Origin of the sequence: Mesorhizobium prunaredense (assembly GCF_900156895.1) — a bacterium.
In the GTDB taxonomy this organism is placed as follows: domain Bacteria; phylum Pseudomonadota; class Alphaproteobacteria; order Rhizobiales; family Rhizobiaceae; genus Mesorhizobium; species Mesorhizobium prunaredense.
Genome location: NZ_FTPD01000023.1, coordinates 77,757 through 98,482 on the forward strand (window position 1 = coordinate 77,757; position 20,726 = coordinate 98,482).

Here is a 20,726-nt window from a genome sequence, read left to right on the forward strand (position 1 = left end):
AGACGGCGCCGCAATGCTATTGACCGCGCATGCTTTACGCTGAAATCGCCATCGTGGTCGTCCTCATCTGCGTGAACGGCCTTTTGGCAATGTCCGAGCTTGCCATCGTCTCGTCACGGCCGGCCCGCCTCAAGGCGATGATCGACCGCAACGTCACCGGCGCCGGACGCGCCTTGGCGCTCGGCTCCAATCCAGGCAAGTTCCTGTCGTCGGTGCAGATCGGCATCACCCTGGTCGGTGTTTTGTCCGGCGCCTTTTCCGGCGCCACGCTTGGCGAGCGACTGTCCGTGTTCCTGGCATCGACCGGCATCCGCGAGAGCCTTGCCGACCCGATCGGCGTCGGCATCGTCGTCGCCCTGATCACCTACTTCTCGCTGATCATCGGCGAACTGGTGCCCAAGCAGATCGCGCTGCGCGATCCCGAACGCGTCGCCGCCAGGGTTGCTCCGGCGATGACCATCCTCGCCACCGTCTCGGCGCCGCTGGTCTTCCTGCTCGACATTTCCGGCCGCGCCATGCTGTGGCTGCTTGGCCAACGCGGTGAAAGCGAGGAGAAGGTCACCGACGAGGAGATCAAGATGCTGGTCGCCGAGGCCGAGCATCACGGCACCATCGAATCCGACGAGCGGCGCATGATCGCCGGCGTCATGCGGCTCGGCGACCGCGCCGTCCGCGCGGTGATGACGCCGCGCACCGAGGTCGACTGGATCAACCTGCAGTCCGACGACGCGGCGACCCGCAAGCTCTTGATGGAGACCCAGCATTCGCGCCTGCCAGCCGGCGATGGCAGCGTCGACGCCATGATCGGCGTCGTCCAGACCCGTGACGTGCTGGCCGCGATGCTCGGCGGTCGCGCGCTCGACCCGCGCCGGCACGTGCGCACCGCTCCAATCGTCCATGACCAGGCCGACGCGCTGGATGTCCTTTCGACGCTCAAGGAATCCAACGTGCCGATGGCGCTGGTCCATGACGAATACGGACATTTCGAAGGCATCGTCACCCCGGCTGACATACTGGAAGCGATCACAGGCGTCTTCAGGGCGGACCTCGACGCCGGCGACGAGGAAAACGCCGTCAAACGCGAGGACGGCTCATGGCTGCTCGCCGGCTACATGCAGGCCGACGAGATGGCGGACGTTCTCGGCATCGACCTGCCCGAGAACCGCGACTACGAGACCGTCGCCGGTTACGTGCTGGCGCATCTGCACCATCTGCCGACGACCGGCGAATGCGTCGATGCGCAGGGCTGGCGCTTCGAAGTCGTCGACCTCGACGGCCGCCGCATCGACAAGCTCATCGCCACGCGCCTGCCCGGCGGCCATCGCGAAATCGCGCGGTAGCAGTCAACACAATGTGCCGCTCCGTTGTCGAGGTCCACTTTGACCCTGGGACGAAGCCGCTCGCGCGGCAATGGCGCGCGAGCGGCTTCGTCTTTGACCCTGAGCGGCCGTCCCGAGACGGAATGGCATCTTGGAAGCGGACGTCACCGAAACGGGACCAAAAACCCGCCGCGGCCGCTGAACCGCGAAGGTCCGGATGCCTGATGAGCGACGGCGCAGCCTCAGTTCCAAGTGTGGAGGCAGGCCCTCCAAGATCCATCGCCTTGGCGTCTGAAGATCGTGACGATAGTTCCCTCATAACGCTGCGTTTTACCGCCTTCGCCCAAAGCGTTGGCCGACCATTTCCCTGTTGCATAGGCAATGTCGCCGACAGCCTGCGCATCGATCATCTCGATGCGATGATCCTTCACTCCAGCCGAGATCAATCCATTCCAGAAGTCTTTGATTGCACTCGTTCCCCTGACGACTGCGTGAGTGGATGGCAACACGACCGCGTCTTGTGTGTATAGTGCAGCTACTGCGTCAGCATTGCCGCTGTTGAAGGCCGAATTCCAGCCATCATTTGCTCGCTGAATTTCGTCGCTGATATTCTCAGTTGATTGTGTCATGGCGTCCACCTTGTTTATCGCCTTCCCAATCAATTCGCGGCCCGAAGGCCTTCATTCATTGTTGCGAGCGTCTGTGCTGCTTGCAGGTCAGGCAACGTCAGGCCCTCAGTAAACCCGGAATAAATCAGTGCGAGCCGCTCGCGCGCGCCAGGCGCGGGACAGTCGGCTCGCACGAGGCTCAGTGCAGCACGCAGTTCCCAGAAACGCGCTCCCTGAGCCCGGGCCGTCGCCAGTGCGTCCAACAGGCGGTCCCTCGAATCTCCGGTTTTGTCCTCCCCAAGTTGCAGCAGTACCTCCCCCTGCAGACGCAGTATCTCGGCCGCAAACCAACGCTCTTTAGTGCGCTCAATCCCTGCTTGCGCTGCTTCGAGCAGAAGGAGTGCAGCATCGTGATCGCCGGCTCTGACCTCGATTTGCGCCTGAAGGGCGATGAAATAAGGAACCATGAATTCTGCGCCAGTCGCGCGCCACTCAGTGAGACCTCGTTGGAGTTCCAGGCGGCCACGATCGAAATCGCCCGCATCGGCGATCGCCCAGGCGCTCAAGATTGTGGCGCCGGCGAGCCACAAGCGGAATCCGGCTTCGCTGGCGATGCGGGTCAATTCTGAACACTGTTCCTGGACGCCCTCGTGATCGCCAATGATCTGGCGGATAACCCCGCCGAAGAATAGCGGCAGCGCGAGGCTGTTGCGATGATCCACAGCATGCGCTTCAGCAACCGCTTCGTCGTTTGCCTGTAGAGCCTGATCGGGAAACCCGAGCGGCAGCAATGTGCGAGCGAGATAGACTAGGCACACGACCCGTGGATCGAAGGCGTAAACAAACGCCGGCGATCTGTGCGCTCGGGGGTCGTAAAGGGCAAGCGCCTCCTCCAGATGGATCCGGGCGCGGGTGAACTCGCCGGCAGGAAACGCACTGACGCCGGCTGCCCGATGAGCAAAAAAGGAGAGCCCGCTATCGTTGTCCGCTTCCGCCAATTCAAGCAGGCGATCCGCGACGCTCCGTGCCTCAGTAAATTCGGCAGCATAGATGTGGTAAAGGGATAGGCCGTAAAGCACCGGAAAGAGCTGACGCGTCTCGCCCAACTCTTCACAGAGTTCGCGCGCCCGACCATAGGCCTCCGCTGTTGGAGGTGCGGCGAAGCCATGTGCCGCAACATGCGTGCTGCCAAGCGCCAGCTGAATTGAAAGTTCCCGGCGCGAACGCTCTTCGGACGGGGGTAGCGCCGAAAGCCCGCTCAGGGCGTTGTCGAATCGGGCGAGCGCCTCCGTCAGGACCGAGCGCGAAAGCGCTCGGCGCCCGGCCAGTTCATTGTACTCGACAGCCTTCTCCAAAAGGCCCGCCTGACCAAAGTGGTGAGCAAGCAATTCGGGTTCCGTGGCTACGATTTCGGGGAAGCGCTCCTCGAGAATTAAGGCGATCCGAGCATGCAGCTGCTGACGGCGGCTGTGCAGCAGACTGCTGTACGCCGCATCCTGCACAAGTGCATGTTTGAAGGCATAGCTCGCTTGACTGTCACTGCCACGGCGGAAAACAAGGCCCGACGTGACTAACTGATTCGTTGCGCGCTCAAGTTCCAATTCAGGAAGACCCGTGGCTGCGGCAAGCAGCTCGTGCGTGAACTCGCGCCCGATCACTGCTGCGACCTGCGCCACGTCCCTGATAGAATCCAAACGGTCGAGGCGGGCCATCAGCGAGTCGTGGAGCGTCGCTGGAACCGCCAGCGGAGGTAGCGGGCCAGCCAGAACCAGCTCTCCATCGCGCATTTGAAGCAGGCCTGATTCAAGGACGACCTTGGTCAGTTCTTCGACAAATAGCGGAACGCCCTCGGTCTTGGACAGAATCTGGTCCAGCACTTCGGCCGGCAACTGCTTGCCCCCTGTCATCGCCGCAATGATAGAGGCTGCCTGGGCGCGGCTGAGCCGATTGAGCGTCAAAAATGTCGCGTGCGGGAGACCACTCCAGCGGACTGCGCCTTCCGGTCGCGAAGTTGCAATCAGCAGTACAGGTAGTTGCTGAATTCGGCCTGCGATTTGGTCGAATAGCTCGGCCGAGGTCGGATCTAGAAAATGCGCGTCCTCAAGCAGCATCAGCACTGGTTGGCTGCGGGCAAGAGCCTCTAGTTGCTCGATCAGCAACTCGAACGTGCGCGTCTTCTGTTTTTGCGCCATAAGATCGACCTTGGGATAGCGCCCCTCAGTCGGGATGGACAGCAATGCGGCGATCAGCGGTATTGCCTCGTTTGGGTACTTGGTCGAACCGGCGAGAAGTTGCTCGAGACAGTCAAGCTGACGGTCGGGCGGGTCGGTCCGCCTTATGTCCCCGGCTCGGAGTAACTGATCCGTGACAGGATAAAGGGCGGTTTCTACGTGATAGGGGGAGCAGTAGTACCGCAGTCGCGTGTGTGCCTCGTCTTTCAAGTGCTCCCGCAGCTCTTGCAGAATACGGGACTTGCCAATGCCAGCCTCGCCGAACAGCTCGACTACCTGTCCTTCACCGGACGCCGCGAGCCGCCACCGGTCGAGCAGCAAGGCGACATCGTGTTCGCGCCCGGCAAGCGGCGCAGATTCGTCTGCATGAAGTGCTTCGAACCGACTCTCTGCGCGGCCCTCTCCAATCACTTTGAATGCGCTGACGGGCGTGTCGAACCCTGCCAGCATCTGCGGCCGAATGCTGGTCACCTCGAACAGGTTTCCGATCAGTCGATAGGTAAGCTCAGAGATGACTACCGTTCCCGGCTCGGCGATGGCCTGGAGCCGCGCGGCAAGATTGGGAGTCTCTCCCACGACCGCGTTCTCCTGCGCTGACCCGATGCCAATGAGGTCACCTACGACCACCACCCCGGTCGCGATCCCGACACGAACTGAGAGTTGCTGGCCGCCCTTGACGGACAGACCGTTGACAGCGTTCACTACCGCAAGCGCCGCACGGACGGCGCGTTCGGCTTCGTCTTCGTGCGCCTGCGGCCAACCGAAATAGGCCAACGCACCGTCGCCCATGAGCTTCGCGACGTGCCCCTCGAAGCGAAGGACTTCGCCAGCCGTGGTATTCTGGAACTGCCTCAGGAGGTCGCGCATCTCCTCGGGGTCAAGTCGTCTGGCGAGCGCCGTAGAACCGACGAGATCCACAAACATGACCGTCAGTTGCCGCCGTTCCGCCTCCCGGGGGCGACCAGGTTCGCCGAACCGCTCAACCGAAGCCGACATCGGCGAGGCAGAAGCCGGCTTGGCCGACACTACCTCCGGCTGGCCTTCCATCGCGGCAATCGCCTCAAGTATTCGCTTGCGGTGGCCAAGCGCGCCAACCCCGATTTCTTTCAGGTCTTCGGCGGTGAGGCGGGGCAGGATTTCGGCATCGATTGCGTTGTCGTCGAAAACCGGAACATATTGCTCCAGGCCCAAGTTCTTGAGCCAAACTGCAATATTCATTTGGCCCGTCACGGCCATCGACGCCTCCTTCGGCGGGGCACGAGTTTATCACACTGACATTGCGATAACACGCTCCTTCGTGCATCCACGACGCCGGCGCGACGTGCACGTGCCTCTCGCAGCGGTGCCCTCCGCCTTAGCGCTCCGCGCCGGGCTGGACCTCACCCGGCTCGATGGCAACGGTGACTGCTGACAGCCTTGGGGCCGCGCTCAAAGTCGAGCCTAACCGTCCGTCGCGGCTCCTCTACGCGCTCGCCAGCATCGGTCTCCTCGAAGTGGGGCGCTGGCGACGGCACGGGGGCATCTGCGAGCATAGCGGGGCGGTTTAGGGAGCCCAGGAATGCTGCCGCCGGATAAGGTCATGGCGGGTCGGGCCGCGAGCGTAGCACAGCGCGCTTCATATTGCCGCGAGCGGTGCTCAAGGTCGCTGCGTTCGCTCAATGAAGCAAGTCATCAACGCGGCTGCCGCCTCGGCGTGGGTTTCGAGCAGGAAGTGACCGCCGTCGAAGATGTGCGCTTCCATACGTGGCAGGTCTTTCATCCACGACAGTGTTTCGGCGATATCGAAGAACGGGTCGTGGCGGCCCCACAGCATCAGCGCCGGCGGTTGCCGCGTTTCGATATAGTCGGCGATGAGACTGAAGCGAGCGGCATGGTTGGCGTAGTCGGCGAGGAGCGCGCGTTGCGTGTCCATGCCGCCAGGCTGGTTCATCACCCGCCAGTCCTCGATCCAGGGTTCGCCATTGATCCGGGCGGCGATATCCTCCGGCAAGCCGCCCAAATATTGCTCGCGGGTGCCTTCCAAGGTCAAAAACGCGGTAGCCTCCCTTTCGTTCTCTTCCGTCGGGTTTGACCAGAACTCGAACGTGGCTTGCCATTGCGGTCCGAACCCTGTGCGGTGTGCGTTGGCGCTCTGAATGATGAGGCCTGAGACGAGGTCGGGGGATTGCATAGCGACCTGGAGACCTACAGGCGCGCCCCAATCGTGCAGGTAGATGAAGCGCCGATCGATCCCGAGATGAGTTAGGAGCTCTTTGATTGTGCCGCTGAACGCTTGGAACGAGGGCGCGGGCAACGGCGCCGATTGGCCGTAGCCAGGCAAGTCGGGGGCGATGACGAAGGCGACACGCGCAAGGCCGGGAATGATGCCCTGGAAGGTGCGCGACGAGCTCGGGAAGCCGTGCAGGAGCAGCAGCGCGGGATTGGACGCATCTCCCGCGGTGATGAAGGAAAGCTCGGTCCCGCCGGACAGGCGCAGCCGCTGTTGCGTGGGGGATGTCATGCCTGCGCTCCTCGCACTGGTCCGGGATGGCCGGGGCGCCGATCAGGGTGCATCTCCTGTGTTTCCTTGATGAACTCGATCATCAGGGAGAGGGCTGGTTCGGCGTGCGTCTCGAGCAGGAAATGCCCGCCGTCGAGAATATGCGCTTCCATACGCGGCAGATCCTGCATCCAGGACAGCGTTTCGGCGATATCGAAATAGGAGTCGTGACGGCCCCACAGCATGAGCGCCGGCGGTTGCCATCTCTTCAAATAGGCGGCGATCGTATCGAAACGCGCGGCATGGCTTTTGTAGTCGCCGATAAGCGCGCGGTGGGTCTCCATGCGGCCGGGAAGATTCATCACCCTCCAGTCCTCGACCCAGGGTTCGCCCCTGATCGTTGCGGCGACATCCTCTGGCAGGCCGCCGGTATATTGCTCGCGCGTGAATTCGAGGGTCAGGTCAGGGGTCGCGGCCGCTTCGTTCTCCTTTGTCGGTTCTGACCAGAATTTCAACACGGCGTCCCAAACGGGACCGAAGCCGGTTCGATGCGCGTTTGCGTTCTGGATGATGAGACCAGAAACCAGCTCGGGCGCTTGCGTGGCGATCTGCAGACCCACTGCGGCGCCCCAGTCATGAATGTGGATGAAGCGGCGCCCGATCGCGAGGTGGGTCAGCAATTCGGAAATCGCCTCGCTGATCGCGGCGAAGGAGGGTGTCGGCGGGACGTCGGACTGGCCATGGCCGGGAGGTCGGGCGCGATGACATAGGCTGCGCCCGCCAGACCTGGAATGACATCGCGGAATGCCCGTGCGGAGCTGGGAAACCCATGCAGCAGGAGCAAAGCGGGGTTGGATCGCCCGCAGTGACGTACGCAAGCTCGGTTCCGCCGGAGAGACGCATTTGGCGTGGGGCAGGCAGTCTCATGTCAGGATTCCCTTTTTGCCGTCCGGAATTGGAGTTAAGTCCAAACCGGTGGCGCGAGTTCCGCATCTCGCCGACAGCGTTGGCCGGCGAGACGCGGGGGGTAGTGCGGCTCCTGTTTCGGATTCGCTACTCGGCCGAGGATCAGCGGCCGGCTGGTGTTGCGACAACGCGCTCTATCGCCGTCGCCAGAGCGATCGTGCCGCGCCGGTGCTCGCTGCTGTCCTGGCGCGTGAACAGGCCGTTGGCGATTCCCTCATACATACCGAGCAGCGCATCTGCCACCTCGCCCGGCACGCCTTCCTCGGCAAGCAGTGCGGCACGCTCCTCCGGCGCAACAAGCACAGCCGTTACCGGCCGGCCGAGAACTTCTGCGAAGGCCGATGCCACATCGTTGGCGCTCCAGTCTTCCGGTCCGCCCAGCTCCACGATCCGCTTGCCGGTCCATTCCTCGCGCAGCACGGTCGCTGCCGCGCGCCCGACATCGATCGTGCTCACCATCGGGATTTTCTGCGACGGCTCGATAAAGCTCGGCAATATGCTTTGCGACAGGACCGGTTGCGCCACCTCGCTCCAGGTTTCGACAAAATACCCCGACCGCAGGAAAGCGGTGGCCGGTGCCACGCCGTCGAGCAGCGCCTCGAACCGGTTGAGGGTGGCGATGACGCCGGTGCCGGAGGCATGCTGCGCTCCGATGGACGACAGGACGACGGCCTTTGGCAGACCTGCACGCCGTGCCGCATCGGCAATCGCGGCGCCGATTTCTTCCGTGCGCTGATAGGGATCACCGCTCACCGGCGGCGGGTTGAGCAGGAACGCTGCCCGCGCGCCCGTCAGTGCATCGGCCATGGCGCCGGCATCCTCGACGCTCGCGATCGCCACTTCGGCGCCGAGGGCGGTCCATTCCTCACTTTGTTCCTTGCGACGCAGGACGACGCGCACGGCCTCGCCGCTTTCGATCAGGGCGCGCGCGACCTCGCCGCCGGCCCGTCCGTTTGCTCCAAGCACGACATACATCACTTCTTCTCCTCCTCAGCTCGCTTGACGGGAGAACAATAGGCGCAGGCTTTCCATGCGTCCAATGCATGGCGTATATAGCCATCATGCGCGAAGTGGATTTACGCCGGATCGACCTGAACCTGCTGGTGGCGCTCGAAGCGCTGCTGGACGAGAAGAACGTCACCCGTGCCGCAAGCCGACTCGGCATGAGCCAGCCCGCCGCGAGTCGAGCGCTCGGCCGATTGCGCGCGCTGTTTTCGGACGCGCTGCTGGTCGATGGACCGGGCGGCTATGTCCTCAGCACCCGTGCGGAAGAGGTGCGCCCCGTGCTGCGCGGCATCTTGGCGGGTGTGAGAGAGATGGTGGAGGCGAACGCGTTCGATCCCGCCACGGCCACCGGCCGGATCCGGCTGCTGATGCCCGATCTCCAGGCCGCCGTGCTCGCGCCGCATCTGCTCGCCCGCCTTGGACGCGAGGCGCCGTCCCTCGATCTGGATATCGTCGCGCCGGGCACGGACGCGGTCGAAGCGCTGGAGCAGGGTATCGCGGATGCGATGGTGGCGCTGGTCGACGAAGCCCCGGCCGGCATCCGCCGGCGCGGTCTCTATGACGAGAAGCTCGTGACGCTGATGCGCGCGGAGCACCCAGCTCTCGCCCGAAAGCTGACGCTCGAGCGTTTCCTGGAGCTTGAGCATATCGTGGTGAGCGTCACCGGCGTCGGGCCTGCGCCTGTCGACGAGGTGCTTGCCCGCATCGGGCGAACGCGGCGGGTGAAGCTGCGCGTGCCGAACTTCTTCGCGGCGGTCGAGATCGCCGCTCGCTCCGACCTCGTCATGACCCTGCCTTCGAGCCTGGCGCGAGCGGCCGCCAACATGAAGCGCTTCGTATCGTTGCCGCCGCCCCTCGACCTTGGCAGCTTCACGATGAGCCTTGTCTGGCACGCGCGCCAGCAGGACGCGCCCAGGCACATATGGTTGAGACGTGCCATTGTCACGGCGGCGGCGGACATGTCATCGGCGATTGACGTTGGAAATTGAGGCCGCAAAGCGGCTCTCTGGAGCACAACGCCTGGAGCCGCTCCGCGTTCGATTGCAGCGGATATGACGGTGGAGCACTGCTGCCCGGCCTGCGGTTCAGACCGGCAGGCGGAACTGTTTGCGCAAGCTCTTGTCAAACATCTCTGCGGGGGCAAACCGGCGCAGAATGCTGACCTGGCGCGCTGCCTTGCCGGCGGTATAGCGCCGCCGCGGGCGGGCATCAGTCGCCGCCTTGACCACCACATCCGCCACCATTTCCGGCGCATCGGCTTTGGGCATCACATCGCCCAGCAGCGCCTTCAACCCGGCGCGCGCCCGATCATATTCCTGCAACACCGAATCCGGCTCGATTCCGTTCTGGTCGAAGACGGTACGCACGAATGCCGGCTCGATGACCGAGACGCGAATATCGAAAGCGCGAACCTCATGGTCGAGCGATTCCGAATAGCCCTCAAGCGCGTGCTTGACCGCAGAGTAATGAGCTGAGTATGGCGCAGGCACCAATCCCAGAATCGAGCCGATATTGATGATGCGCCCTTCGCCGCGCTGCCGCATCGACGGCAACACCGCGTTGATCATGCGGATGACGCCGAACAGGTTGACGTCGAACAGGGCCTGCACCTGTGCGACCGAGGATTCCTCGGCACCGCCAAGCAAACCGACGCCGGCATTGTTGACCAGGAGGTCGATCCGCCCGGTCTGCGCCAGCACGGTCGAAACGAGGGCGCCGACAGAAGCGCCATCGGTCACGTCGCAAACCAGCATGATCACCCCGTCCGGGCCGTTGCTGACAGGGCGGCGACTTGTCCCGAACACGGTGAATCCTGCCCGCGAAAGCGCCTCGGCGCTGGCGTGGCCGATGCCCGAGGACGCTCCGGTCACAACAGCGGTCTTTCCGGAATTCGCATTCATTTCGTGCTCCAAATTGTGAGGGCCAGACTTTTCTCGCCGGTTGAATTATGATCATAATAACATATTACAATCATAATGCAATGCCGAAAAGGAATGGCAGTCACGCGCTACAAAAAGGGCCGAAAGAACGCGTCGCGCGGCCGGATCATGGGCGTTGCTGACCCCAACTGCGTCAGGACGAAGTGGTGTCCTGACGTGTCGGGCGCGGGCTGTCTGCCAGGGGTAGCTTTGTCGTAGAGGGTGCCCTTGCCGCTGCCCATATGCAGACCTCGCCGACGGCGACGCTGGAGGTCGCGGCGCGGACCAGGCCGACATTTCCGGCGTGTTCCCTGACCGCTCGTTCGCGCCTTGGCAGGGCGAGCGATCAGCCCGCCGGCTGGCCGCTGGTCGTCGAAGGGATGCGGGCGACGACCTTGATCTCGAAATCGAAGCCGGCAAGCCAATTGACGCCCACTGCCGTCCAGTTCGGATAGGGAGGTGCGCCGATCTCTTCCGCCCGGACGGCCAGCACCGTTTCGATCTGTTGGTCCGGGTTGGTGTGGAAGGTGGTTACGTCGACAACGTCATCGAAGCTGCACCCGGCGGCGGCCAGGACCGCGCGCAGATTGGCAAAAGCCCGCCGAACCTGATCCTCGAATGCGGGCTCGGGCGAGCCGTCCTCACGGCTGCCGACCTGACCCGAGACGAAGAGAAGATCGCCAGAGCGAATGGCCGCGGAATATCGATGAATATCGTACAACGCGTGGCGTTTGGCCGGATAGATGGCGTCACGTGCAGGCATTTCGTGTTCCTTTCTGTCTTGAAAACGGGAGCGGACCGGCAGCGCGCCGGAGCTGGGGGAATCTATCGGGATCAACGCTGCACGATGGTGCCATGCAGCTGTGGATCGGCGGGACAGGGTGGGTCACAGCCGCGCCAACTCCTCGTCGGTGAAATCCGCCGCGACGGCGACGTCCTTCTGCCGGTCGAGCTCCTCGATGCGCCCGCCGAGTGTCCTGCGGATGCCGGCATAGGCCTCGGCACCGAGCACCAGCCGCTTCGGAAGCGGACCATGCTGGTCGGCAAGCCTGATCATTGCGTCCGTCATGCGCTCGGGGTCGCCCTTGATCACCCAGGAGCCACCGAGCGCCTCGCGGATCCGACCGGCGGGTGTTCCCTCATAGGCCGCGAGCGGCTTGGTCCGCGCGAGATTGCCGCCGAACCCGGTCCGCGCCGGCCCAGGTTCCACAAGGGTGAGCTCGATGCCGAAGGGAGCAGCCTCCTGCGCCACGGACTCGACGAACCCCTCGATACCCCACTTGGTCGCGTGATAGAGGCTGAAAGCCGGATAGGCGATCTGGCCTCCCTCGCTCGATACCTGAAGAATCCGGCCGCCACCCTGGCTGCGCAGGTGCGGCAACGCCGCCCGGATGAGTGCGATCGAGCCGATGAGATTGGTGTCGATGATGTCCCGAACCTGCGCATCGCCAGCCTCTTCCGCCGCGCCGAGCAGGCCATAGCCGGCATTGCTGACGACGATGTCGATCCGAGCGGATGCGGCGAAGGCGCGGTCGACCGCGGCACGGACCGAGCTCTGGTCCTTGAGGTCCATTGCAACGATGCGGAGCCGTTCGGGGTAGCGTGCACGCAGGTCGGGAAGTGCGCCCTCGCTGCGGCTGGCACCGGCAACGCGGTCTCCCCTGATCAGGGCCTTCTCCGCCAGCAGCCGGCCCAGTCCGGACGACACACCTGTGATGAGCCAGGTCTTTGCCATTTCTCATATCTCCAATTGATCCAGGCAGGAGATAGCGCGATCGCATTGCGCGGGTTAGCCGTTGAAATCGGCATGAGATGATGCAAAATCCCCATCAATGCCCCGCCCGTCGCTCAACGATCTCACCGCCTTCGTCGCCGTTGCCACACACCGCAGCTTCCGCCGCGCAGCCGACGAGATCGGCACGGCGCCTTCCACATTGAGCCACGCCATGCGTGCGCTCGAGGAGCGCATGGGCGTGCGCCTTCTCAACCGCACCACACGCAGCGTCTCGCCGACGGAAGCCGGTTTCCAGTTGCTCGATCGCCTTCAGCCGGCGCTCGCCTCGCTGGACGAGGCGCTCGACAGCGTCGCCGGGTTCCGGGGCAATGTCGCGGGCACCGTCCGCATCAACGCACCGCGACTGGTGGCCGGGCTTCTCGTTCGCGGGGTTCTTCCGCGGATGGCGGAGCGCCATCCGGATGTGACCGTGGACATCGTCGTCGAGGGGCGGCTCATCGACATCGTGTCCGGCGGCTTCGATGCCGGCGTGCGCCTCCTCGGATCGGTCCCCAAGGACATGATCGCCGTGCCGCTTGCACGCCGATTGAGGTTCATCTGTGTCGCGTCGCCCGCCTACCTCGATCGCTTTGGCGACCCGGGAACCCCCGAGGAATTGCAACGCCACCATTGCATCGGCCACCGTATGCCCAGCGGCAAGCTTTACCGATGGGAGTTCGAACGCGCCGGCCAGGAACTCGTGATCGAGGCAAACGGCCCCATCGTCCTCGACGACGAGGAGCTGATGGTTGAAGCCGCAATTGAGGATCTGGGCGTCGCCTACGTGGCCGATTGGGCCGCCGAAGCGGCCTTGTCCGACGGCCGGCTGCGCAAGGTCCTGACCGCGTGGATGCCCGCTCCGGAAGAAGTTGCGGTTTACTACCCCGGACATCGAGCCGTACCGCCCGCACTGCGGGCCTTTCTCGATGTCGTCAAAGACCTGCGGAACAAAGAACCTTGACCAGAGCGACGAGCAGCCGCGCCGGTCGTTGGGCCAGGGGCTTCGGAGTGCTCAGTTCGTTGCTATAGCGCCAACGAACCAGTGTTCTGCCAATGATCGCAGTGCGGACGAATCCTGCATTAGGCCGATGACCTTCGATCGGTCAGGCTGAAGCAAGCGATGACGCAAGTTGGGGTCGAAGAACGAACCCGCTGCGGTAGTTCGCTCGCCCTCGGTCGAACTCACGCCCATGACCCTAAGCCCTTATCCGCCACACACGTGTCCCGGCCTAGGATCGTTGCAGATCTGCCGATACCGTTCGGGGCAAGATACGACCGCGGGCAAACCGTCAGCCGAATACAAGCTCCGGCAGAACCGCTTCCCAGACATCTCGGTGAAGGTGCACCCGGAACTCTTCCTCATTATCGGACTTGCGCCAGCGCACGATGGCGCCGACCTCGCCACGCAGGAAGCTGAGGCCTTCGGGAGGCGACCAGCTTCTGGCCATGCGTCCGAGGGCCTGCCCTTGTTTGTCCTGTATCATCCAGAGCGGGCCATCGCGGACGATCTGGATCGGATCTCCTACCTTCGCCGCCGAGATGGCGGCGAGGGAGGGATGGCCCGGCCTGAGACGCCCTGCCCATGAAAGGTCCACGGTCTTAAGGTTCGGCACCTGGTACAGCGCGGTCGCAAGAGCGACGCCGTCGGCGACAGCCGGCGCGGCTCGGCGCAGCACATGCTCTTCGTCCTGCTGGACGAACGGATGCTGCCCTTGAGCAATGATCGCGAGGCTGCGTCGCGCCCGGGTCATGGCGACATAGAACAGGCGGCGCGGCGCATCGGGGTCCTCGCCTTTGGAAGGCTTGTCCCAACCGCCATTCAGGATGACGACATCCTCGAATTCCAGGCCTTTCGATCGATGCGCCGTCAGCAGCAGCAGCGCACGCTGATCGCTGCGGGCATCATAGGCCCACTCAGCGAACCACTCGACAAGGTCCGGCACGGGCATGGTCTTGTTCGCAAGCTCCTTTGCAAGCGCGGCGATGCCTTCGGCGATCAGATCCGTCCAGCGGTTGGACGGTATCGCGTTCAGCATATCCACCAGATCACGGACGGCCAGCAGACGGGTATTATCGCGGCGCAGTGTGTCGATGAACTGCTGCATCTCGCGCAGGCGCCAGATGCTGGGCAGGCTCTCGTTTGCCATCTCCACCGGGATGCCAAGCGTTTCGGCATAGGCCCGCACCGAAGCCAGCCGCCGCCAGTCGCGCGCGATGATCGCGGCGCGCGACCAGTTCCACTCCGGATCAAGGCGCGAAAGCCGGACGAGTTCATCCATCGCGGCCATTGCCTGCGCCACGTCACCGGCCCGGCAGTCCAGCACATGCACTCGCCCTTGCGCAACCGGATCGAGCGCCGCCATGTCTCCGCCGGGCGGCGCTACGCTGCGCTTGCGATCTAGGGCAATGTCGTGTCCCGCTTTCATGCGGTCAGCGGCGGGCGCAATGACTGCGTTGGCCGCCGCAATGATATGTCCGGTCGAACGGTAATTCTCGACCAGGAATTGCGGTCGTGCACGAAAGTCGGCCTCGAACTGCCGGATGAAGCGGATGGACGCACCGGCGAAGGCGTAGATGTTCTGATCGTCATCGCCCACCGCAAAAAGGCTGAGCCGAAGGTCCGGATCGTCCAGGGAGCGGCCCGCAACGGCCGAGATCAGCGCGTATTCCTCAGGGCCGATGTCCTGATACTCGTCCACCAGAATCCAGCGATAACCCTGGATCAGGGTGTCGCGTTGTGCCTCCGCCTCGGGCTTGCTGAGCCCTTCGCCGTTCAACTGGCGCACGGCCTCCATGACGATCCCGTCGAAGTCGTGCGTCGTCTCGTTCGCACTTCCGGCAAAGCTCGCCCCCACCAGCCGCATGGCGAGGGCGTGGCATGTGGATATGGTCACCGCATTCGCGTCATCGCCGATCAGGTGGCGGAGCCGGATGCGTATCTCGGCGGCGGCGTGACGGTTGTAAGTCAGCACCAGGATGCCGCGCGGATCCTCGCGACGGACCCGGATGAGATAGGCGATGCGGTGCACCAGAACGCGCGTCTTGCCCGAACCCGGTCCTGCCAGGACCAGGACGCTGGTCTTTTCGCGGTCGTCGGCGACGATCTCTTGCTGAACCGGGTTCTTCAGTGCCTCAACGATTGCTTTCCAGGAGGTGCCGGTGGTTTGACGCCGGATCTCGCCGCCCTTGCCGGGCATCCAGCGGCGCAGGAAGGCGTCGCGATCGAGCACGAAGTAGTCCTCGGACAGCCGCAGCGCCTGATCCATCGCGGCAAGGCCCTTTTCGGCATAGGCCGCCATCACATGGGTCTGGATCGTCTGCTCGGCGTAGTGTTCCTCGAGGGGTACAAAATCCTTCGCGGTGAACTGGCCGCCCGAAGGGTTCAGATAGACCGTCATCGCCGGCCGAAAGATCGTCAGCCCCTTGCCTAGCGTCACCACCTCCTGCTCGTGCAGCCACAGAAGTGCGCGGTCCATCAGCTTGGTCATGTCCTGAATGCCGCCGCCGCGCAGCAGGGCGTCTCCGGTCAGGGTGGCGAGCAGATCGCCCATCGTGGTTTCGACCTGGATGTCCTTGCCGCGGCTGCCATTCGGCAGCTTGCCCAGAAGATGCCCCAGCAAAAGTTCGGCGCCCTGCTGCCGCAGGCTTGCCGTCTGTTCCAGTGCCTGCCAGGTCCGTTGCAGTGTCACCATCAATGTGTTGCGCGAAGCCTTGCGCAGCCGCAGATTGCCCTTGCCGCCATCCTGATCGCGCCCGTCACGGCCCATGCTGCGCAGCAGCTTTTCCACGATGTCTGGTCGCACTGCGCTGTGCCCCTGATTGCGGAGCGCCTGACAGGTTTCGGCCAGATGCAGGGGAATGCCTCCGGCACCTTCGGCATCGGGGGCGGCCTCGCGCATCAGGGCGATCAGCGCGGTTTCAAGCCGTGCGGCCTGCGCCAGTCGCTGCTGCGAATGCCCCTCGACGGCGACATGGACAAAGACTGTGACCGTCACGTCATTGCGGGCCACCCCGAGCGCCTCGAGGTCGGCCATTGCCTTGATCAGCATGCCGCCTGTCAATCCGCTGACCCCGGCCAGCTCATCGGTGGAAATTCCCTGATCGGGGGGCGCGTTCATCAGGTGACGGGTGATGTCCAGAAGCTGCTTGCTACGGGTGCCGGTGATCATGGCCTTGGCCAGGATCGCCTCGACTTCTTTCAGGTTGCGGATTCTAAGGGATGAGGGGAAGACCTGAACTCGGTTTTCGTCGCGGCTCAGGAGCGTGGCCTCTTCCAGCCAGGACACCGCGGTTTTCACCCTCGTGTCGTCGGTGGCGCTGTCGCGCTCGAACTCCTGATCGCGTTCGGCTCGCACGACTTCGCCCGGGGTGGCGACCACGGTGCCGGTCTTCTTCGTCCGGTCGTCCAGCCGTCGCAGCGCCTTGAGTATGGCCCCGATTTCGTGCCGGGCCAGGCGCGAGCGCGCCGAAAGCGAAAACTGCCGCTCGACATCCTCGACGGCGAACAGCAGCACGCAATTGGCATGCGCGCGATCGCGGCCCGCTCGCCCGGCTTCCTGCAGGTAATTCTCCAATGATCCGGGAATATCGCCATGCACCACCAGCCGAATATCGGGCTTGTCGATCCCCATGCCGAAAGCGTTGGTCGCGGCGATGATGCGCAGCTCGCCGATGCGGAAGCGTTCCTGAATGTCGCGCTTTTCCTCGGGCGTCAGACCGGCGTGGAACCGTTCCGCCGACAGACCCTGCTGTTTGAGGAAATCGGCGACGCGTTGCGCCTCGCTGCGGGTGGCACAGTAGACCACCGCACCCGAAGCGCCATCCTGTGGCAGCTTGGCCTCGATCACGTCGAGGATATCGGCCAGCTTGGTGCCGGGCTGCGTCGGCCGGACCTCGAAGCTGAGATTGGTGCGCACCGCGCCGCCGTCCAGCAGCATCAGTTCGCGCTCCAGACGTGATCGGAAATGGTCGCGGATGTCGCGCACCACTTCGGGCTTGGCGGTGGCGGTCAGACAAAGCACCGGGGCAGCAGCTTCATCCCCTACGGATTCCTTGATGAAGCGGCTGATATAGCGGTAGTCGGGCCGAAAATCGTGGCCCCATTTCGACACGCAATGCGCCTCGTCCAGCACCCAGAGTCCGATTTCACGCTGCGCCAGGACCGAGCGGACCGAATTGCTGCGCAATTGCTCGGGCGAGATCAGCAGCATTGCCGCCTCGCCCATACGCACTCGGTCCAGCGCATCCTGCCGCTCGGGCATCGACAGCATTCCGTTGACGGTGACGGCCGAGGAAATGCCGGCCCGCGCCATGCCCTGCACCTGATCGGCCATCAGCGCGACCAGCGGCGAGATCACCACTGTCAGCGCCCCCGTCTTGTCGAATTTCGACAGGGCGGGAATTTGGTAGCAGACCGATTTGCCGGTGCCGGTCGGCAGAATCCCGAGGACGCTCGCCCCGCGCATCGCCTCATCGACGATTCGCTCCTGCAGGGGGCGGCCCATATCGTCCACCGGCTCCGCGCGGAAGGCATTGAACCCGAACCAGCGCGACAGCGCGCGGACCGGGTCGTTTTTCTCGCTGCACCAGGCGCAATCCGGGCTTTCGCAATTGGTATCGCGCAGGTGCCGCACGATCAGTGCAGACTCGCGGAATTGCGCCCGCACCCAGGGCGGCATGACGGAATCCCCGCCCGCGACCAGGACCCAGGACAAAGCATAGGCCATGGGCCATCCGAGAAGCGGGTTCGAAAGGCGGCTCAGCGTCTGCTCGGCCCGCCTCTCGCAGGCACGCCCCGCCAGCAGCCGGGAAATCGCTTCTCTCGCCGCAAGAGGACCCGGCGCAGGAGCTCCCCGAACCTCCTGGAACACTGCGTCGAACCCACCTGGGTTTTCCATTCTCGTAGTAAGGAAATGAAAGGCTGCTACGGCATCGGGCTGGTCGGCATTCTGCTGCGTCAAAGCCGCCAGTTGATTGCGCAGCACCTGAAACACCAGTCGCGCATCCATTTCCGGATCGTTGACGTGGCCCGCTTGCAGGCGCCCGTCATGATAGTGCTTGACCAGGTGGTGGTAGGGATTGCGCGGAAATGCGAGCGGGTTGAGCCATAGGGTGTCGATCGGCGATCGAAAAATATTCGCGAGTCCTGGCCGCAATGCGACCAGATGAGGCAAGTCATGTCGAATGATGTTGTGGCCGAGCAGATGCTCGGCCGCGGCTGACTCTGCTTCCAGACGGTCAAGGGCCGCTTCGAGATCGCGTTTCTTTGCGAGGATTGAGGGACGAGCGTCATCACGCACCGCCGCAAAGGCGAAAATGGTAGCGGTTGCAGGATCCACTTCCAGATCGATCGAAACGCAACGCTGCAAAAAGGGTTGGAAAGGCTCAGTCATAGTGCAACGCTGTACTCACGGGATGAAATGTTTAGCGATCATGGTCGCGCTCGACGAAAGGTCAACGTTCAACTTGAGCCACAAAAACGTTGCCCGACAGCCACCTATCCAGCTCAGTTCAATAACGCGACCCGTAACTGCGCAGGTTGTCGACTAATCCTGATTGTGCCTCACAGAGGTTAATGTGCGCAGCGACAACCATCCGAGAAGCAATATCTGCCAAATGCCGCAATCTGGGGGCTATAGCACACGGTGCTTGCCTAGAGGTGCCGCGAAGGGTTGAGGAGGCTGAAGGTTTCGATTTGAAATTGCTCGCTGCGACTGATGGGATGAGAAAGTCGCGCGAACTTGCTGCCACAAGTGCGGACCGTCCGCAATCAGCGCGGAACTGTCAGAAAGCGGAAGTAGCGACAGTAGCAGATCGCTCACCTGTCCCAACAAACGACGCGCGGTGAGACGGGCGGCACGCCAAACGTGCTGTCAGGGCTGGGCGGAACGCCGCAGAGCGGCGTTCCGTGGCTTCGTTCACAAGTCTAGTTCTTGACCACGTCTTCCAGAAAGAACCGGCCCAGCGGATTCTGGTAGAAGTTCTCGATGTTATTACGCGAGACGTTGATGAACGGGCTGTAGTACAGATCGATCCAGTTGACGTCCTCTTTGGCCATCTTCTGCAGATCGGTGTACATTTGCTCGCGCTTGGCCGGATCCATCTCGATGCGCGCCGCCGCGACCAGCTCCTTGACCTTCTCGTTGTTGTAGCGGGTCATGTAATTCATGTTCGCGTCGTGGCCGAGAACGAAGGTGGTCTTCTGGTCTGGGTCGAGGATGTCGTTGGTCCAGTAGTTGACACAGACGTCATAGTCGCCGGCCACCAGCATGTCCCATTCCTGGCTCGGGTCGACCTTCTGGATTTGAACGGTGACTCCGGCTTTGGCGAGTTGCTGCTGCAGCAGCACGGCCGTCTGCTCGACGATCTCGTCGCCGGCCCGCACGACGTAGTTGAGCGTCAGGTCCGAGGCCCTGGCGTCGGCCAGCATCTGCTTGGCCTTTTCCGGATCGTAGGGCCGCTTCAGATTGTCGGCGTAGTAATAGAGCGCGCCCTTCGGGACGTAAGAGTTTGCGACCTCGCCGTAGCCGAACGTCACCGTGTCGACCACAGCCTGCTCATCGATGGCCAAGTCGAGGGCCTGCCGCACCTCCTTCTTCGCCAGCGCGCCATGCTCGTGGTTAATCAGCAGGTGATCCTCGCGGGTCGACGGGTCGAGATGGACGGTGAGGTTGGAATCCTTCTGCAGTTCGGCTACGCGTGAGAACGGCACAAAGATCGCGGTGTCGAGCTGGCCGGCCTGCACGTTCAGCATGCGGGTGTTATCGTCCGGCACGGAGATCCACTCGACGCCGTCGAGGCTGACGCGATCGGCCTCCCAGAAATGCGGGTTTTTCGTCAGGATGACACGGTCGCCGCGCCTCCATTCCGTGATGGTGAAGGCGCCAGAGCCGATGGGTGTTTCGGCATATTTCTCCGGACCGAGCGTCTCGAAGCCCTTCTTGGAAAGAACCGAGGCGATCGGGAAGGCCAGCGTCGCCAGGAACGGCGCGGTCGCCTGCTTGAGTTTGATCGTGACGGTCTTTGGATCGGTTGCCTCGACCGTATCCATCACCTTGAAAGGATCCGCCCATAGCGAGCCCTCGTCATCCCTGATGCGGGTGAGGCTGAACACCACGTCGTCGGCCGTCAGGTCGGAGCCGTCCGAGAACTTTGCGTCGCGCAGCTTGAGCGTATAGGTGAGGCCGTCCGGGCTGACCTCCCAACTCTCGGCGAGACCGGGCTCCAGCTTGGTGCCCGTCTTGTCGACGCGGATCAGCACGTCATAGACGTTGGCGAACACCCACAGGTCGATGTTCTGGGCGGTCTTGATCGGATCGAAGGTGGTCGAGTCTTCGCGCCGGCCAATCGTGAGTACGCCGGCGGCTTCTGCGAGCGTCGCCCCCAGGGACAGGCTGGTCATAACGGTGACCAAGCCGATGCGCAT

General features: G+C 63.3%; 13 protein-coding genes. 3 read left to right on the plus strand and 10 right to left on the minus strand.

The annotated features are described in order from the left end of the window. Positions 1–29: 29 nt before the first annotated feature. Positions 30–1,340, plus strand: coding sequence for a hemolysin family protein (locus BQ8794_RS18055; protein ID WP_077379896.1), 1,311 nt, complete (start codon positions 30–32; stop codon positions 1,338–1,340). A gap of 221 nt (positions 1,341–1,561) precedes the next feature. Here BQ8794_RS18055 and BQ8794_RS18060 read toward each other — a convergent pair whose 3' ends face one another. The 5 genes from BQ8794_RS18060 to BQ8794_RS18080 all read right to left on the minus strand — a co-directional run bounded on the left by BQ8794_RS18060 (position 1,562) and on the right by BQ8794_RS18080 (position 8,578). Further along, on the minus strand, positions 1,562–1,948 hold the full coding sequence (locus tag BQ8794_RS18060; protein WP_167378781.1) for a YybH family protein: 387 nt from the start codon (positions 1,946–1,948) through the stop codon (positions 1,562–1,564). A gap of 29 nt (positions 1,949–1,977) precedes the next feature. Next, the gene (locus BQ8794_RS18065) at positions 1,978–5,394 is read right to left on the minus strand and encodes an adenylate/guanylate cyclase domain-containing protein (RefSeq protein WP_077379900.1); all 3,417 of its coding nucleotides are present in this window, start codon (positions 5,392–5,394) and stop codon (positions 1,978–1,980) included. Between the two features lie 400 nt (positions 5,395–5,794). After that, the gene (locus BQ8794_RS18070; protein ID WP_077379902.1) at positions 5,795–6,658 is read right to left on the minus strand and encodes an alpha/beta fold hydrolase; all 864 of its coding nucleotides are present in this window, start codon (positions 6,656–6,658) and stop codon (positions 5,795–5,797) included. Further along, positions 6,655–7,515: an alpha/beta fold hydrolase gene (locus BQ8794_RS18075; RefSeq protein ID WP_210189844.1), complete on the minus strand. Its 861-nt coding sequence runs from the start codon at positions 7,513–7,515 to the stop codon at positions 6,655–6,657. The genes BQ8794_RS18070 and BQ8794_RS18075 overlap by 4 nt, the downstream gene beginning before the upstream one ends. Before the next feature lie 190 nt (positions 7,516–7,705). Continuing rightward, positions 7,706–8,578 carry an NmrA family NAD(P)-binding protein gene (locus tag BQ8794_RS18080; protein WP_077379904.1) on the minus strand — a complete coding sequence of 291 codons (873 nt, stop codon included), beginning with the start codon at positions 8,576–8,578 and terminating at the stop codon, positions 7,706–7,708. 86 nt (positions 8,579–8,664) lie between these two features. On the opposite strand from BQ8794_RS18080, the gene BQ8794_RS18085 reads away from it, so the two are divergent. Further along, a complete protein-coding gene (locus BQ8794_RS18085) occupies positions 8,665–9,597 on the plus strand; it encodes a LysR substrate-binding domain-containing protein (protein WP_077380393.1) in 933 nt (310 codons plus the stop codon). Between the two features lie 96 nt (positions 9,598–9,693). On the opposite strand, the gene BQ8794_RS18090 is transcribed toward BQ8794_RS18085, so the two are convergent. The 3 genes from BQ8794_RS18090 to BQ8794_RS18100 form a co-directional block, all read right to left on the minus strand. Next, complete coding sequence (locus BQ8794_RS18090) at positions 9,694–10,509, minus strand: oxidoreductase (protein WP_077379906.1); 816 nt, start codon at positions 10,507–10,509, stop codon at positions 9,694–9,696. A gap of 364 nt (positions 10,510–10,873) precedes the next feature. Beyond that, positions 10,874–11,290, minus strand: a complete 417-nt coding sequence (locus BQ8794_RS18095) for a RidA family protein (RefSeq protein ID WP_077379908.1) — start codon at positions 11,288–11,290, stop codon at positions 10,874–10,876. A 123-nt stretch (positions 11,291–11,413) separates the two neighbouring features. After that, entirely contained in the window at positions 11,414–12,262 is an 849-nt protein-coding gene (locus BQ8794_RS18100) for an SDR family oxidoreductase (RefSeq protein WP_077379910.1), read from the minus strand. Positions 12,263–12,359: 97 nt separating this feature from the next. Between BQ8794_RS18100 and BQ8794_RS18105 the strand changes: the two genes are divergently transcribed. After that, on the plus strand, positions 12,360–13,262 hold the full coding sequence (locus tag BQ8794_RS18105) for a LysR family transcriptional regulator (protein ID WP_077379912.1): 903 nt from the start codon (positions 12,360–12,362) through the stop codon (positions 13,260–13,262). A 328-nt stretch (positions 13,263–13,590) separates the two neighbouring features. Here BQ8794_RS18105 and BQ8794_RS18110 read toward each other — a convergent pair whose 3' ends face one another. Together BQ8794_RS18110 and BQ8794_RS18115 are read right to left on the minus strand one after the other, a co-directional pair. Next, complete coding sequence (locus BQ8794_RS18110) at positions 13,591–18,693, minus strand: RecQ family ATP-dependent DNA helicase (protein WP_077379914.1); 5,103 nt, start codon at positions 18,691–18,693, stop codon at positions 13,591–13,593. Positions 18,694–19,226: 533 nt separating this feature from the next. After that, entirely contained in the window at positions 19,227–20,726 is a 1,500-nt protein-coding gene (locus tag BQ8794_RS18115; RefSeq protein ID WP_143744622.1) for an ABC transporter substrate-binding protein, read from the minus strand.